Origin of the sequence: Pseudomonas sp. NPDC089392 (assembly GCF_044749595.1) — a bacterium.
In the GTDB taxonomy this organism is placed as follows: domain Bacteria; phylum Pseudomonadota; class Gammaproteobacteria; order Pseudomonadales; family Pseudomonadaceae; genus Aquipseudomonas.
In genome coordinates this window covers 83,496-97,634 of sequence record NZ_JBIVIF010000014.1, presented here as the reverse complement: position 1 = coordinate 97,634, position 14,139 = coordinate 83,496, and the positions used below count along the sequence as shown (strand labels likewise).

The following is a 14,139-nucleotide window of genomic DNA, read 5'->3' as shown; positions in this document are numbered from 1 at the left end:
AACGAATCATGCGCGCCTGCTGAACTGCGCCAACGCTGGTAGCAGTTGCTTATCGATGGCCTGGCGCACCGCCGGCAAAATCGTCGCGCTACCGGTATACATCTGCTCCACCATGCCCTTCAGCGCCCGCGCGTTAGGCTCGGTCAGCCCGCGCACCACCGCTTCGCAGGCCTGCTCGGCGCTGGCCCCGGCCGGAATGTCGAACCCGCGCGCGCGCAGGTGGCCTGCCAGATCGTCCTGGTCAATCAAATCCGCATGCATCATGGCTGTTGTCCCTTTTATCGCTAAGAGAGTGCTGCTGTGATTTACGACCGATTCTGTGACGACCGCGACATACCCGCAACAACAGAATGCCGGCATGGCTGCTTTGGCTAAGAACAGGTCGTTCCCGGCTAAATCCACCTGCCGGGAAGTGCGCACACTCAAGCCATCTACCGCAACGGAGGGTTTGGTCACCCTCGCTCGTGCACAGTGGATGTTGCTCGCTCTTGGCCCCGGATGCTCACGGCTTTCCGGGGTTATTTTTTGCCCGAAGCAACGCTTGAAGGCATGCACAAATCCCTGTAGGAGCGGGTTTACCCGCGAATACGATGGTGAAGCTACCGACGCATTCGCGGGTGAACCCGCTCCTACAGGGGGCGCAGTCACCTTCAGGATTTTGTGTTCAGGCCCATCACTCGGCCGACGAACTCGGCCGGGGGCAGATCCTGCTGCTCATCCACCAACCCCTGCAGTAACCCGACACTGCGCTCACTGAAAGGCGCCGACTTCGGCCCCGCCAGGTCCACATGCAGCAGCATCTGCTCGCTGGCCGCCAGCACCTCGTCAAACCCGGCCCGGTGCAGGCTGTGGTAGACGTGCAGGCGCTTGCGATCAAAGCCGATGATCTGCGTCTGCACCCACACTTCGGTGCCCAGTTTCACTTCATTCAGGTAGTTGATGTGCGCTTCCAGGGTGAACAGCGAGTTACCACTCTGCCCACGGCTGTCGGCATCCAGGCCGATGCGCTCCATCAGCGCATCGGTGGCGTAGCTGAAGATCAGCAGGTAGAAGGCATCGCGCAAATGCCCGTTGTAGTCGACCCAGTCCTGCTGGACCGGGGTACGGTAGGTGATCAGTGCGGACATCGCGTGCTCCTCAATCGCCAAAGGCCATGCCGTGCTTGGCTTTGCTGGTTTTCACCGCTTCCAGCACCGCCAACAGGGTGTCATCACGATAGCGTTCCAGCGCGGCGATGCTGCGTTCGCCCAGTTGGTCCGAAGTGCCCTCGACCACATCGTCGATCAGCTTGTCGGTCAGCTGCGGTGCGGGCAGGTAGGTCCATGGCAGCTGCAGCGCTGGGCCGAACTGGGCCATGAAGTGGCGCATGCCGGCATCGCCACCGGCCAGGGTGTAGGTGAGGAAGGTGCCCATGAACGACCAGCGCAGGCCGGCGCCAAAGCGGATCGCGTCGTCGATCTCGCCGGTGCTGGCGACGCCGTCGTTGACCAGGTGCAAAGCCTCGCGCCACAGCGCTTCGAGCAGGCGGTCGGCGATGAAACCGGGCACTTCCTTGCGTACGTGCAGCGGGCGCATGCCCAGGGCGGTGTAGATGGCCTTGGCCGCTTCGATGGCCTCGGGTGCGGTGCGATTGCCGCCAACGATCTCGACCAGCGGCAGCAGGTACACCGGGTTGAACGGGTGACCGACCACGCAGCGTTCGGGGTGGGTGGCCGACTCGTAGAACTCGCTGGGCAGCAGGCCCGAGGTGCTGCTGCCGATAATGGCATCAGGTTTGGCTGCGGCACTGATTTTCGCGTGCAGGTCGAGCTTCAGGTCCAACCGTTCTGGCGCGCTTTCCTGGATGAAATCGGCGTCGCGTACGCATTCCTCGATGGTAGTCACGAACTTCAGCCGGTCTTGTGCTGCACCTGGGGTCAAGCCTTGTTTCTCCAAGGCTGGCCAGGCATTGGCGATACGTTTGCGCAGTGCCTGTTCTGCGCCGGGCGCCGGGTCCCAGGCGATCACGTCCAGGCCGTGGGCCAGGGCGCGGGCAACCCAGCCGCTGCCGATCACGCCGCTACCGAGGGCGGCGAAGGTCTTGATCTTGGTGATGAAAGGCATATCGGGTCCTCAGGATGAACAGAATTATTGAGACGAGCGCCAATCCTTGTGGGAGCGGGCTTGCCCCGCGAAGCAGGCGGCGCGGTGGTGCATGGCACCGGCTGTGCCGGTGTTCGCGGGGCAAGCCCGCTCCCACAGTATTTGTGGCGCTGTAGCAATCGTTGAAAGGAGTCAGCGGCGCTGGAGGTTCATTTTTTCCCGGCCTTCTGCCGGGCTAAGCACACGGCCACCCATGCGGGTGATGATTTCGGCGGCGCGCTCGACCAGTTGACCGTTGCTGGCCAGCACACCACGGTCGAGGTACAGGTTGTCTTCCAGCCCCACCCGCACGTTGCCGCCTAGCAGCACCGCCTGCGCCGCCATCGGCATCTGCATGCGGCCGATGCCGAAGCCGGCCCAGGTAACGTTGGCCGGCAGGTTGTCGACCATCGCCTTCATGGTGGTGGTGTCGGCTGGCGCGCCCCACGGGATGCCCAGGCACAGCTGGAACAGCGGGTCTTCGAGCAGGCCTTCCTTCATCATCTGCTTGGCGAACCACAGGTGGCCGGTGTCGAAAATTTCCAGTTCGGCCTTCACACCCAACTCGGTGATGCGCTTGGCGCCGGCGCGCAGTTGCGCCGGGGTAGACACATAGATCGAGTTGCCGTCACCGAAGTTGAGCGTGCCGCAGTCGAGGGTGCAGATCTCCGGTAGCAGTGCTTCGACGTGGGCCAGGCGCTCCAGCGGGCCGATCAGGTCGGTGCCCGGGCCGAACTCCAGCGGTGTTTCGCCCGGGCCGATTTCCAGGTCGCCGCCCATGCCGGCGGTGAGGTTGACGATGATGTCCACGTCGGCTTCGCGGATGCGTTCCATGACTTCACGGTACAGCGCCACGTCGCGGCTGAAACGGCCGGTTTGCGGGTCGCGGACGTGGCAGTGGACCACGGTGGCGCCGGCCTTGGCGGCTTCGACGGCGGCTTCGGCGATCTGTTTGGGGGTGACGGGAACAAGGTGGCTTTTCGAGGCGGTGTCGCCGGCGCCGGTGAGGGCGCAAGTGATGATGACGTCGTGGTTCATGGCGGGTTCCTTGTGGTGTCTGTGCTGGCCTTTTCGCGGGTAAACCCGCTCCTACACCGGGATGTGAGTAACCCCGGCATGCGCATGGCAGGTGTAGGAGCGGGTTCACCCGCGAAAGGGCTGGATCAGTTGGCGCTGAGCTTGAGGTTGCCCGCAGCCGGCTTGCCATCGAAGGTGGTCACACCTTCCAGCCAGCGGGCCTTGTCCTCGGGGTGGTCCTTGAGCCACTGGCGGGCCGATTCCAGCGCATCTTTGTGGTCGAGCAGCGGCTGCATCATGCGGCTCTCGTCTTCGGCGCTGAAGTTCAGGTTGGCCAGCAGGCGGTGGGCGTTGGGGCAGCGTTCGGCGTAGTCCGGCGCAGTCACCGTCCACACCGTCGCCCGGCCTTCGTCCGGGCCCAGGGCGTCCTGGCTGTCGCCCAGGTAGGCCATGTCGATGTTGACGTTCATCGGGTGTGGCGCCCAGCCGAAGAACACCACCGCCTCCTTGCGCCGCACCGCGCGGTCGACGGCGGCGAGCATGCCGGCCTCGCTGGACTCGACCAGCTGGAACTTGCCCAGGCCGAACTGGTTCTTGGCGATCATCGCCTTGATCTGGGTGTTGGCGCCGGAGCCCGGCTCGATGCCGTAGATTTTCCCGCCAAGCTCTTTTTCGAACTTGTGGATGTCGGCGAAGGTCTTCAGGCCCTTGTCAGCCAGGTACTTGGGCACTGCCAAGGTGGCGCGGGCATCGTCCAGGCTGGGCTTGTCGAGCACCTTGACCTGCTGGGCGTCGACGAACGGGGTGATGGTCTGGGTCATGATCGGATTCCAGTAACCCAGGAACATGTCCAGGCGTTTGTCGCGGATGCCGGCGAAGATGATCTGCTGCGAAGCGCTGGTCTGTTTGGTCTGGTAACCCAGGCCGTCGAGCAGCACCTGAGCCATGGCGCTGGTGGCGATGACGTCGGTCCAGTTGACCACGCCCAGGCGGACGTTCTTGCAAGCCGCGGGTTCGGCGGCGAAAAGCGGGGAGGTGGCGAGGCTGCTCAGGGCAAGGGTCAACAGGCTGCGGCGGATCAAGCTGTGCATGGTGGCTCTCCATCGGCAGTGCATATTGTTATGGGGTTCGATCTCTCTGGGCCGTGTGAACACGCTACGCTGCTGGCAGGGTGAAAAATCGCACCCTGGCGACCAACACTTGCACGGAGGCGACCACCTTTGCCGTGGAGCATGCAATGCCGCAAATCATTCACTTCCTGTTGTTGCCCGGGTTCTCGGCCATGGGCTTCATCAGTGCCCTGGAGCCGCTGCGGGTGGCCAACCGCTTCAAGGGTCCGTCGTACCGCTGGCAGGTGCTGAGCCTGGATGGCGGCGCGGTAGAGGCCAGCAATGGCATGTCGGTGAATGCCGATGCGGCGCTGGCGGCAAGAGAGCCTGGTGGCATCATGCTGATTGTGGCCGGCTTTGAGCCGCTGGCCTGCTACGGGCCGGCGCTGCAGCAGGCTCTACGCCGGCTGGACCATGACGGGGTGATTCTGGGCGGCATCGATACCGGCGCGGTGGTGCTGGCCGAGGCCGGCCTGCTCGACGGCCACCGCGCCACCGTGCATTGGGAGGCGTTGGAGGCGTTCAAGGAGCGCTACCCGAGCCTGCAGGCGACTCAGGAACTGTTCGAGATCGACCGGCGGCGCATTACCTGCGCGGGTGGCACGGCGTCTATCGACCTGATGCTCGACCTGATTGCCCAGGCCCATGGCAGTGAACTGGCGGTGCAGGTGTCGGAGCAGTTCGTGCTCGGGCGTATCCGCCAGCGACAGGACCACCAGCGCATGCAGATCGCCAGCCGTTATGGCATCAGCAACAAGAAGCTGGTGAAGGTGATTGGCGAAATGGAGCGCAACACCGAGCAGCCGCTCAATACCCAGGTGCTGGCCGAAGCGGTGCAGGTGACCCGGCGGCAGCTGGAGCGGCTGTTTCGTGTGCACCTGGATGACACGCCCAGTGGGTTCTATTTGCGACTGCGGCTGGATAAAGCCAGGCAGTTGTTGCGCCAGACCGACATGAGCGTGCTGGAGGTGGGGGTGGCCTGTGGGTTTGAGTCGGCTTCGTACTTTACCCGCTGCTATCGGGCCCGGTACCAGCGTTGCCCGCGGGAAGACCGCCTGGCCAGGGCGGTTTGATGTCCTCCTGTGCCGGCCTCTTCGCGGGTGAACCCGCTCCTACAGGGAAATCACCACCTGTGGGCCTTATGCATGGCCTGTAGGAGCGGGTTTACCCGCGAAGAGGCCAGTACAGGTTTACTGCTGACCAATGGACTGCAAATACTCAGACCGGTCATCACTACGCTGCGCCACACAGGTATCCCAAGCCGCCTGGAACGCCTTGCTGCCGGGCTTCTCGGCATAGGTCTCGACCTTGCAATCAGCATCGCGCAATTGCGTCCAAAGCTTCTCGGCCGCATCCATGCGCGCGACCAGCGCGGTAGCCTGGTCGCCTTCATCGGCATACTGGTCGCGAATGCGCTGGATCAGGTCGTCATACGCCGCTTTCAGCTCGCGCTCAGCAGTTTGCTTGTTGAACGCCGCACAGGCGAACGTCTGCTGGTCGGTCTCGACGTTGTCGCACGGGGTGCTTTCTTCCTCGCCGGCCTGTGCGCCCGTAACGACAGCCAGCAGTACCAGCCATGCCAATGATTTCATCCCTTTTCTCCTCAACAGGCTGACGAATCGCAGGGATTCTCGCTCAGACGAAGGCGCGGCGGTAGCTACCTGTCCAAATGTTCATAAAGTGGCCGCAAACGTCGTTATCGAGACTGCCTCTCATCGCCAGACTGCGCCGCAGAGGGGCTGTTGTCGCGCATTGACGCTTTCGGCAAACCCCCTGTCGTTTTTGCATCGGGGCGTCGCAAGGCACAGGCATATGCTGGCCCCAAAGCGCCGGCAGAAGATTCGGCGCGGCCCAAATCAACAAAGGGGACAGCCTGATGAGCCCAGCCGAACTTCACGCCGACAGCATCGTCATCGACGGCCTGATCATTGCCAAATGGAACCGCGAGCTGTTCGAGGACATGCGCAAAGGCGGGCTGACTGCGGCCAACTGCACGGTGTCGGTCTGGGAAGGCTTCAAGGCTACCGTTGACCAGATCGCCGCCAGCCAGAAGCTGATCCGCGACAACAGCGACCTGGTCATGCCAGTGCGCACTACCGCCGACATTCGCAAGGCCAAGGAGCTGGGCAAGACCGGCATCCTGTTCGGCTTCCAGAATGCCCACGCCTTCGAAGATCAGATCGCCTACGTCGACGTGTTCAAGCAACTGGGCGTGGGCATCGTGCAGATGTGCTACAACACCCAGAACCTGGTAGGCACCGGTTGCTACGAGCGTGACGGCGGCCTGTCGGGCTTTGGCCGCGAGATCGTGGCGGAAATGAACCGCGTCGGCATCATGTGCGACCTGTCCCACGTTGGCTCCAAGACTTCCGAAGAAGTCATCCTCGAATCGAAAAAACCGGTGTGCTACTCGCACTGCCTGCCGTCGGGCCTGAAAGAGCACCCGCGCAACAAGTCGGACGAAGAGCTGAAGTTCATCGCCGACCACGGCGGCTTCGTTGGCGTGACCATGTTCGCGCCGTTCCTGGCCAAGGGCATTGACTCGACCATCGACGACTACGCCGAGGCCATCGAGTACACCATGAACATCGTCGGTGAAGACGCCATCGGTATCGGTACCGACTTCACCCAGGGCCACGGCCAGGACTTCTTCGAGTACCTGACCCACGACAAGGGCTACGCCCGTCGCCTGACCAACTTCGGCAAGATCATCAACCCGCTGGGCATCCGCACCGTGGGCGAATTCCCCAACCTCACCGAAACCTTGCTCAAGCGCGGCCACTCCGAGCGCGTGGTGCGCAAGATCATGGGTGAGAACTGGGTCAACGTCCTCAAGGACGTGTGGGGCGAGTAAGCCGCTCTCCAAGCCTGAAAGCCCCTGCCAGCAACGCCGGGGCATCCCAAATGAAAATTTTATGGAGTTGAGTTTCCATGGCCAAGATCGCCCCGCAATTGCCAATCGAAGTTGATACCGAAACCGGCGTATGGACCAGCGACGCCCTGCCGATGCTGTATGTGCCGCGCCATTTCTTCGTCAACAACCACATTGGCATCGAGGAAGTGCTAGGCGCCGACGCCTACGCCGAGATCCTCTACAAGGCCGGCTACAAGTCCGCCTGGCACTGGTGTGAAAAAGAAGCCGAGTGCCATGGCCTGGAAGGCGTTGCGGTGTTCGAGCACTACATGAAGCGCCTGAGCCAGCGTGGCTGGGGCCTGTTCGAAATCCAGGACATCGACCTGGACAAAGGCACCTGCAGCGTCAAGCTCAAGCACTCTGCGTTCGTGTACGTCTATGGCAAGTGCGGCCGCAAGGTCGACTACATGTTCACCGGCTGGTTCGCCGGCGCCATGGACCAGATTCTCGCTGCCCGCGGCAGCTCGATCCGCACCGTGGCCGAACAGGTCTACGGCGGTTCGGAAGAAGGCCACGAAGATGGCCTGTTCGTTACAAAGCCGTTGTAAGCCGGAGATAGCGTCATGGCATTCGAAGCAATGTTCCAGCCGATCCAGATCGGCAAACTGACCATCCGCAACCGTGTGCTCAGCACCGCGCACGCCGAGGTCTACGCCACTGACGGCGGCATGACGACCGACCGCTACGTGAAGTACTACGAAGAAAAGGCCAAGGGCGGCATCGGCCTGGCGATCTGCGGCGGCTCGTCGGTGGTGGCCATCGACAGCCCGCAGGAGTGGTGGGCGTCGGTCAACCTGTCGACCGACCGTATCATCCCGCACTTCCAGAACCTGGCCGACGCCATGCACAAGCATGGCGCCAAGATCATGATCCAGATTACCCACATGGGCCGTCGCTCGCGCTGGGACGGCTTCAATTGGCCGACCCTGATGTCGCCGTCGGGTATCCGTGAACCGGTACACCGCGCCACCTGTAAAACCATCGAGGTGGAAGAGATCTGGCGGGTGATCGGCAACTACGCGCAGGCTGCGCGGCGTGCCAAAGAGGGCGGCCTGGACGGCGTGGAACTGTCCGCTGTGCACCAGCACATGATCGACCAGTTCTGGAGCCCACGGGTCAACAAGCGTACCGACGAATGGGGCGGTACCTTTGAAGGCCGCATGAAGTTCGGTATGGAAGTATTGAAAGCCGTGCGTGCCGAAGTCGGTGACGACTTCTGCGTGGGCATGCGTATCTGTGGCGACGAGTTCCACCCCGATGGCCTCAGCCACGAGGACATGAAGCAGATCGCCGCCTACTACGATGCCACCGGCATGCTCGACTTCATCGGCGTGGTCGGCTCGGGTTGCGATACCCACAACACCCTGGCCAACGTCATCCCCAACATGAGCTACCCGCCGGAGCCGTTCCTGCACCTGGCGGCCGGTATCAAGGAAGTGGTCAAGGTCCCGGTGCTGCACGCGCAGAACATCAAGGACCCGAACCAGGCCACGCGCATTCTTGAAGGCGGCTACGTGGACATGGTCGGCATGACCCGTGCGCACATGGCCGACCCGCACCTGATCGCCAAGATCAAGATGGGCCAGATCGACCAGATCAAGCAGTGCGTCGGTGCCAACTACTGCATCGACCGCCAGTACCAGGGCCTGGATGTGCTGTGCATCCAGAACGCCGCGACCTCCCGTGAATACATGGGCGTGCCGCACATCATCGAAAAGACCACCGGCGTCAAACGCAAGGTAGTTGTAGTGGGCGCCGGCCCTGCCGGCATGGAAGCGGCTCGCGTGGCCGCCGAACGTGGCCACGACGTGACCCTGTTCGAGAAGAAAGACCAGATTGGCGGGCAGATCACCATCGCCGCCAAGGCCCCGCAGCGCGACCAGATTGCCGGTATCACCCGCTGGTACCAGCTGGAGCTGGCGCGCCTGAAGGTCGACCTGCGCCTGGGTACCGCCGCTGACGTGGCCGCCATCCAGGACCTGCGCCCCGACGTGATCGTGCTGGCCGTGGGCGGGCATTCGTTCCTGGAGCAGAACGAGCACTGGGGCGCCGCCGAAGGGCTGGTGGTCAGCAGCTGGGACGTGCTCGATGGCAAGGTTGCGCCGGGCAAGAACGTGCTGGTGTACGACACCATCTGCGAATTCACCGGCATGTCGGTGGCCGACTTCATCGCGGACAAGGGCAGCCAGGTCGAGATCGTCACCGACGACATCAAGCCGGGCGTGGCCATGGGCGGTACCACCTTCCCGACCTACTACCGCAGCATGTACCCGAAAGAAGTGATCATGACCGGCGACATGATGCTGGAAAAGGTCTACCGCGAAGGCGACAAGCTGGTGGCGGTGCTGGAGAACGAATACACCGGCGCCAAGGAAGAACGCGTGGTCGACCAGGTGGTAGTGGAAAACGGCGTGCGTCCTGACGAGCAGCTGTACTACGCACTGAAGGAAGGTTCGCGCAACAAAGGCCAGATCGACGTGGAGGCGCTGTTCGCCATCAAGCCACAACCGATCCTCAGCCAGCCGGGCGAAGGCTACCTGCTGTACCGCATCGGCGACTGCGTGGCCCAGCGCAACGTGCATGCGGCGATCTACGACGCCTTGCGCCTGTGCAAGGACTTCTGATCGTTAACAGTCGCCGCCATCGGGCGCGATCCCTGTAGGAGCGGGTTTACCCGCGAATGCGTCAGCACTGACAACACCGTTGCCTGACCGGACGCATTCGCGGGTGAATCGCAGCGGCGAACCGCCGCTCCTACATGGGGCCAGTCTCGCCCTCCGGTCGGCGCAAGAATCCAGCTGTTGTGGGAGCCTCCCATGTTGAACACCCTTTTACCCATCCTGCTGTTCGCGGCCCTAGGCCTGGCAGTGCTCGGTGCCCTGCGCCGGGTGCGCATGTGGCGCCGTGGCCGGGCCTCCAAGGTCGACCTGATCGGCGGCCTGCTGGCCATGCCGCGCCGTTACCTGGTAGACCTGCACCACGTGGTCGAGCGCGACAAGTACATGTCCAAGACCCACGTGGCCACGGCGGGCGGCTTTGTGCTGTCGGCGGCCCTGGCGATCCTGGTGCACGGCTTTGGCCTGCAGAGCAAGATCCTTGGCTACGCGCTGCTGGTAGCCACGGTGATCATGTTCACCGGTGCCCTGTTCGTCTTCAAACGCCGCCTCAACCCGCCTTCACGCCTGTCCAAGGGCCCGTGGATGCGCCTGCCGAAGAGCCTGTTGGCGTTTGCCGCGAGCTTCTTCATCGCCACCTTGCCGGTGGCCGGCATCCTGCCCGCCAACACCGGCGGCTGGGTGATGGTCGCCGTGCTCGGCCTGGGTGTGCTGTGGGGCGTGTCGGAGCTGTTCTTCGGCATGACCTGGGGCGGCCCGATGAAGCACGCCTTCGCCGGTGCCCTGCACCTGGCCTGGCACCGCCGCGCTGAACGCTTCGGCGGCGGCCGCTCCACCGGCCTCAAGCCGCTGGACCTGGAAGACCCGAACGCGCCGCTGGGCGTGGAAAAACCGGTGGACTTCACCTGGAACCAGCTGCTGGGCTTCGATGCCTGCGTGCAGTGCGGTAAATGTGAAGCCATGTGTCCGGCGTTTGCCGCCGGCCAGCCGCTGAACCCGAAAAAGCTCATCCAGGACATGGTCATCGGCCTGGCCGGTGGCACCGATGCCCAGTTCGCCGGCAGCCCGTACCCTGGCAAGCCGATCGGTGAACACGGCGGCCACCCGCACCAACCGATCGTCAATGGCCTGGTCGACGCCGAAACGCTGTGGTCGTGCACCACCTGCCGTGCCTGCGTCGAGGAATGCCCGATGATGATCGAGCACGTCGATGCCATCGTCGACATGCGCCGCCACCTCACCTTGGAAAAGGGCGCCACCCCGAACAAGGGTGCCGAGGTGCTGGACAACCTGATCGCCACCGACAACCCCGGCGGCTTCGCCCCTGGCGGGCGCATGAACTGGGCCGCCGACCTCAACCTGCAACTGCTGTCGGAGGTGAAAACCACCGAGGTGCTGTTCTGGGTGGGCGATGGTGCCTTCGACATGCGCAACCAGCGCACCCTGCGCTCGTTCGTCAAAGTACTGAAGGCCTCGGGCGTGGACTTTGCCGTGCTCGGCCTGGAAGAACGCGACAGCGGCGACGTGGCACGCCGCCTGGGTGATGAAGCGACCTTCCAGCAGCTGGCCAAGCGCAACATCCAGACCCTGGCCAAGTACAAGTTCCAGCGCATCGTCACCTGCGACCCGCACAGCTTCCATGTGCTGAAGAACGAATACGGCGCCCTGGGCGGCGACTATCAGGTGCAGCACCACAGCACCTACATCGCCGAATTGATCGCGGCCAAGAAGTTGAACCTGGGCCAGCACAAGGGCGGCAGCGTCACCTACCACGACCCGTGCTACCTGGGCCGTTACAACGGCGAGTACGAAGCCCCGCGCGAAGTGCTCAAGGCATTGGGTATCGAAGTGCGCGAGATGCAGCGTTCGGGCTTCCGTTCCCGTTGCTGCGGCGGTGGTGGCGGCGCGCCGATTACCGACATCCCGGGCAAGCAGCGTATCCCCGACATGCGCATGGACGACATCCGCGAAACCGAAGCCGAACTGGTGGCCGTGGGTTGCCCGCAGTGCACCGCCATGCTCGAAGGTGTGGTCGAACCACGCCCACAGATCAAGGACCTGGCCGAGCTGGTGGCTGACGTGCTGATCGAAGAGGACACGCCAGCCGCCCCAAAGCCGCAAACGGCTAAACGCGAACCTGCGGAGGTGCACTGATGAGCGACATTATCCGCCGCGACCCACGCGCCGAGTGGATCGCCCGTAACCGTCTGCACCCGCTGCACGCAGCGATGCAGACGCAACAGACCAGCTGGATGGGGCCAAACGGCGTCATCCGCAAGAACCCCCATGCGATCGCCGCAGGCTTCATTGGCCCGGCCGGTATCAAGCGCATCGACCGCAGCGGCGCCCAGCAGGGCACCGGTGTGGGCGGGCGGCGCACGGCGGCGGCCGAGGTCAAGCTGCCGCTGCACCAGGTGCCAGCGCCGGCGTTCTACATCGCCGTGGTGCCAGACATGGTCGGCGGCCGCCTGAGCAGCCACGATCGCGACCTGCTCGGCCTGGCCCATAGCCTGGCTGGCAGCGACGGTGCGGTGCTGGCGGTGGTGTTTGGCGAGCACAAGGAAAGCAACTTTTCCACAGCCGGCGTCGACCGCCTGCTGGTCATCGAGGGCGAGGCCTTCGAAGGTTATGCACCGGAGCAACTTGTTCAAGGTCTTCGCGCTGTGGATAACCAGTTCACCCCGCGCCACTGGCTGCTGCCCGACAGCCGTACCGGTGGCGGCGAACTGGGTCGGCGCCTGGGCGCAGCGCTGGGCGAACGCCCGGCGACGCGGGTATGGCAGGTCAAGGACGGCCAGTGCATCGGCCGTGCCGGTGCCGGCCAGCAAGACCTGCAACGCGCCGTGCCACGCCTGATCCTGGCGGCGGCGGAGTGTGCCGAGCCGGTCAGCGAAACCCGTCATGAAGCGCTGCCGGTGGAGTTGTCCACAAGCGTGGCGCGCAGCCTGTCGCGCATCGAAGACCTCGGCTCGGTGGCCGTCGACCCGGCCACCATTGCCATGGCCGAGGCCGAATTCATCGTTTCGGGTGGCAACGGGGTCAAGGACTGGGACCTGTATCACCAGGCGACCGCGGCCCTTGGCGCCACCGAAGGCGCGTCGCGGGTGGCGGTGGACGACGGCTTCATGCCGCGCAACCGCCAGGTCGGTGCGACCGGTACCTGGGTTACCGCACGGGTCTACGTGGCTGTGGGTATCTCTGGCGCGATCCAGCACCTGCAGGGCATCGGCGCTTGCGACAAGGTGGTGGCGATCAACATGGACCCGGGCTGCGACATGATCAAACGGGCCGACCTGTCGGTGATTGGTGACAGTTCGGCAATTCTCAAGGCACTGATCGAGGCTGTGGACAACTACCGCAGCGGCGGCCAGCGCGACGCGGCATAAGGGCACGAGCATGAGTACGAAAGTGATCAGCCTGGTTTCCATTGGTGCCCACCCAAGCTCGGGTCGCGCCCGCCGCGCCGAGCAGGATGCCCGCGCGGTGGAGCTGGGTTTGCAGCTGGCTGGGGATAACTTGCAGGTGGTACATGCCGGCGACCCGCGTGAAGAAGCGCTGCGTGCCTACCTGGGCATGGGCCTGGACCACCTGGACGTGCTGGAACAGCCGGCCGGGGCCGATGTGCTGGGCGTGCTCGGGGATTACCTGCGCGATGCCGGGGCGCAGCTAGTGCTGACCGGCAGCCAGGCAGAGACAGGTGAGGGGTCGGGCATGTTGCCGTTCCTGCTGGCAGAAAAGCTCGGCTGGCCGTTGATTGTCGGGCTGGCCGAGGTGGAGTCGATCGACAACGGTACGGCGCAGGTGCTGCAGGCCTTGCCGCGTGGTCAGCGGCGTCGCCTGAAGGTTCGCCTGCCGTTGCTGGCGACTGTAGATAACGCAGCGCCCAAACCGCGCCAGAGCGCCTTCGGGCCGGCACGCCGCGGCGTGTTGGCGGCACGTAACGTGGCAATTGTCGATGACGAACTGCTGGCTGAGGCCGAGCTGCAACCGGCCCGTCCGCGGCCCAAACGCTTGAAGGTGATCAAGGCCAAGAGCGGTGCTGACCGGATGAAGGCGGCGACGGCCAAGGCCAGCGGTGGTGGTGGCAAGGTACTGAAGGATGTTTCACCACAGGAAGGCGCCGAAGCCATCCTCAAGTTGTTGGTGGAAGAGGGCGTGCTGCGCTGACGCCTTACGCGGTCCCGTGTAGGAGCGGCCTTGTGTCGCGATGGGCTGCGCAGCAGCCCCACGATTTCAGCGACATCGCATTAATTGCCGGGGCCGCGTTGCGGCCCATCGCGACGCAAGGCCGCTCCTACAGACAACACCTCTTGGCTAACTACATTGAACGCCCAGCAGCCAAGAGCTTCATTCACAGGCTCAA

At 63.8% G+C, this 14,139-nt stretch carries 13 protein-coding genes; 7 read left to right on the top strand and 6 right to left on the bottom strand.

The features are described from left to right. Positions 1 to 6 precede the first annotated feature (6 nt). The 5 genes from ACIP1G_RS14610 to choX all read right to left on the bottom strand — a co-directional run bounded on the left by ACIP1G_RS14610 (position 7) and on the right by choX (position 4,229). Positions 7 to 264: a hypothetical protein gene (locus tag ACIP1G_RS14610; RefSeq protein ID WP_159412923.1), complete on the bottom strand. Its 258-nt coding sequence runs from the start codon at positions 262 to 264 to the stop codon at positions 7 to 9. A gap of 386 nt (positions 265 to 650) precedes the next feature. Continuing rightward, positions 651 to 1,127: a thioesterase family protein gene (locus ACIP1G_RS14605; protein ID WP_400738098.1), complete on the bottom strand. Its 477-nt coding sequence runs from the start codon at positions 1,125 to 1,127 to the stop codon at positions 651 to 653. A gap of 10 nt (positions 1,128 to 1,137) precedes the next feature. After that, entirely contained in the window at positions 1,138 to 2,103 is a 966-nt protein-coding gene (locus ACIP1G_RS14600) for an L-carnitine dehydrogenase (protein WP_400738095.1), read from the bottom strand. A gap of 171 nt (positions 2,104 to 2,274) precedes the next feature. Continuing rightward, entirely contained in the window at positions 2,275 to 3,159 is an 885-nt protein-coding gene (locus ACIP1G_RS14595; RefSeq protein ID WP_400738092.1) for a 3-keto-5-aminohexanoate cleavage protein, read from the bottom strand. A gap of 125 nt (positions 3,160 to 3,284) precedes the next feature. Further along, a complete protein-coding gene (choX, locus tag ACIP1G_RS14590) occupies positions 3,285 to 4,229 on the bottom strand; it encodes a choline ABC transporter substrate-binding protein (RefSeq protein WP_400738089.1) in 945 nt (314 codons plus the stop codon). Between the two features lie 146 nt (positions 4,230 to 4,375). On the opposite strand from choX, the gene ACIP1G_RS14585 reads away from it, so the two are divergent. After that, positions 4,376 to 5,320: a GlxA family transcriptional regulator gene (locus ACIP1G_RS14585; RefSeq protein ID WP_400738086.1), complete on the top strand. Its 945-nt coding sequence runs from the start codon at positions 4,376 to 4,378 to the stop codon at positions 5,318 to 5,320. Between the two features lie 117 nt (positions 5,321 to 5,437). Here the strand turns inward: ACIP1G_RS14585 and ACIP1G_RS14580 are convergent, their stop codons facing one another. After that, entirely contained in the window at positions 5,438 to 5,839 is a 402-nt protein-coding gene (locus tag ACIP1G_RS14580; protein ID WP_400738083.1) for a lysozyme inhibitor LprI family protein, read from the bottom strand. Between the two features lie 284 nt (positions 5,840 to 6,123). Here ACIP1G_RS14580 and ACIP1G_RS14575 point away from each other — a divergent pair, with 284 nt between their 5' ends. The 6 genes from ACIP1G_RS14575 (at position 6,124) to ACIP1G_RS14550 (ending at position 13,943) form a co-directional block, all read left to right on the top strand. Continuing rightward, complete coding sequence (locus tag ACIP1G_RS14575; RefSeq protein ID WP_016497618.1) at positions 6,124 to 7,101, top strand: dipeptidase; 978 nt, start codon at positions 6,124 to 6,126, stop codon at positions 7,099 to 7,101. Positions 7,102 to 7,178: 77 nt separating this feature from the next. Beyond that, complete coding sequence (locus ACIP1G_RS14570; protein WP_056805749.1) at positions 7,179 to 7,709, top strand: DUF5943 domain-containing protein; 531 nt, start codon at positions 7,179 to 7,181, stop codon at positions 7,707 to 7,709. Positions 7,710 to 7,724: 15 nt separating this feature from the next. Beyond that, the gene (gene dgcA, locus ACIP1G_RS14565; RefSeq protein WP_400738079.1) at positions 7,725 to 9,785 is read left to right on the top strand and encodes a dimethylglycine demethylation protein DgcA; all 2,061 of its coding nucleotides are present in this window, start codon (positions 7,725 to 7,727) and stop codon (positions 9,783 to 9,785) included. A gap of 192 nt (positions 9,786 to 9,977) precedes the next feature. Next, entirely contained in the window at positions 9,978 to 11,930 is a 1,953-nt protein-coding gene (dgcB, locus tag ACIP1G_RS14560; protein WP_400738076.1) for a dimethylglycine demethylation protein DgcB, read from the top strand. Further along, on the top strand, positions 11,930 to 13,162 hold the full coding sequence (locus ACIP1G_RS14555) for an electron transfer flavoprotein subunit alpha/FixB family protein (RefSeq protein ID WP_400738074.1): 1,233 nt from the start codon (positions 11,930 to 11,932) through the stop codon (positions 13,160 to 13,162). The genes dgcB and ACIP1G_RS14555 overlap by 1 nt, the downstream gene beginning before the upstream one ends. 10 nt (positions 13,163 to 13,172) lie before the next feature. Next, entirely contained in the window at positions 13,173 to 13,943 is a 771-nt protein-coding gene (locus tag ACIP1G_RS14550; protein ID WP_400738071.1) for an electron transfer flavoprotein subunit beta, read from the top strand. Positions 13,944 to 14,139 lie beyond the last annotated feature (196 nt).

Excerpts from the sequence above, each read along its gene's own strand:
- ACIP1G_RS14570 (WP_056805749.1), top strand. The coding sequence starts at position 7,179 with ATGGCCAAGATCGCCCCGCAATTGCCAATCGAAGTTGATACCGAAACC.
- ACIP1G_RS14585 (WP_400738086.1), top strand. The coding sequence starts at position 4,376 with ATGCCGCAAATCATTCACTTCCTGTTGTTGCCCGGGTTCTCGGCCATG.
- ACIP1G_RS14550 (WP_400738071.1), top strand. The coding sequence starts at position 13,173 with ATGAGTACGAAAGTGATCAGCCTGGTTTCCATTGGTGCCCACCCAAGC.
- dgcB (WP_400738076.1), top strand. The coding sequence starts at position 9,978 with ATGTTGAACACCCTTTTACCCATCCTGCTGTTCGCGGCCCTAGGCCTG.
- ACIP1G_RS14555 (WP_400738074.1), top strand. The coding sequence starts at position 11,930 with ATGAGCGACATTATCCGCCGCGACCCACGCGCCGAGTGGATCGCCCGT.
- ACIP1G_RS14610 (WP_159412923.1), bottom strand. The coding sequence starts at position 264 with ATGATGCATGCGGATTTGATTGACCAGGACGATCTGGCAGGCCACCTG.
- choX (WP_400738089.1), bottom strand. The coding sequence starts at position 4,229 with ATGCACAGCTTGATCCGCCGCAGCCTGTTGACCCTTGCCCTGAGCAGC.
- ACIP1G_RS14595 (WP_400738092.1), bottom strand. The coding sequence starts at position 3,159 with ATGAACCACGACGTCATCATCACTTGCGCCCTCACCGGCGCCGGCGAC.
- ACIP1G_RS14600 (WP_400738095.1), bottom strand. The coding sequence starts at position 2,103 with ATGCCTTTCATCACCAAGATCAAGACCTTCGCCGCCCTCGGTAGCGGC.
- ACIP1G_RS14580 (WP_400738083.1), bottom strand. The coding sequence starts at position 5,839 with ATGAAATCATTGGCATGGCTGGTACTGCTGGCTGTCGTTACGGGCGCA.
- dgcA (WP_400738079.1), top strand. The coding sequence starts at position 7,725 with ATGGCATTCGAAGCAATGTTCCAGCCGATCCAGATCGGCAAACTGACC.
- ACIP1G_RS14575 (WP_016497618.1), top strand. The coding sequence starts at position 6,124 with ATGAGCCCAGCCGAACTTCACGCCGACAGCATCGTCATCGACGGCCTG.
- ACIP1G_RS14605 (WP_400738098.1), bottom strand. The coding sequence starts at position 1,127 with ATGTCCGCACTGATCACCTACCGTACCCCGGTCCAGCAGGACTGGGTC.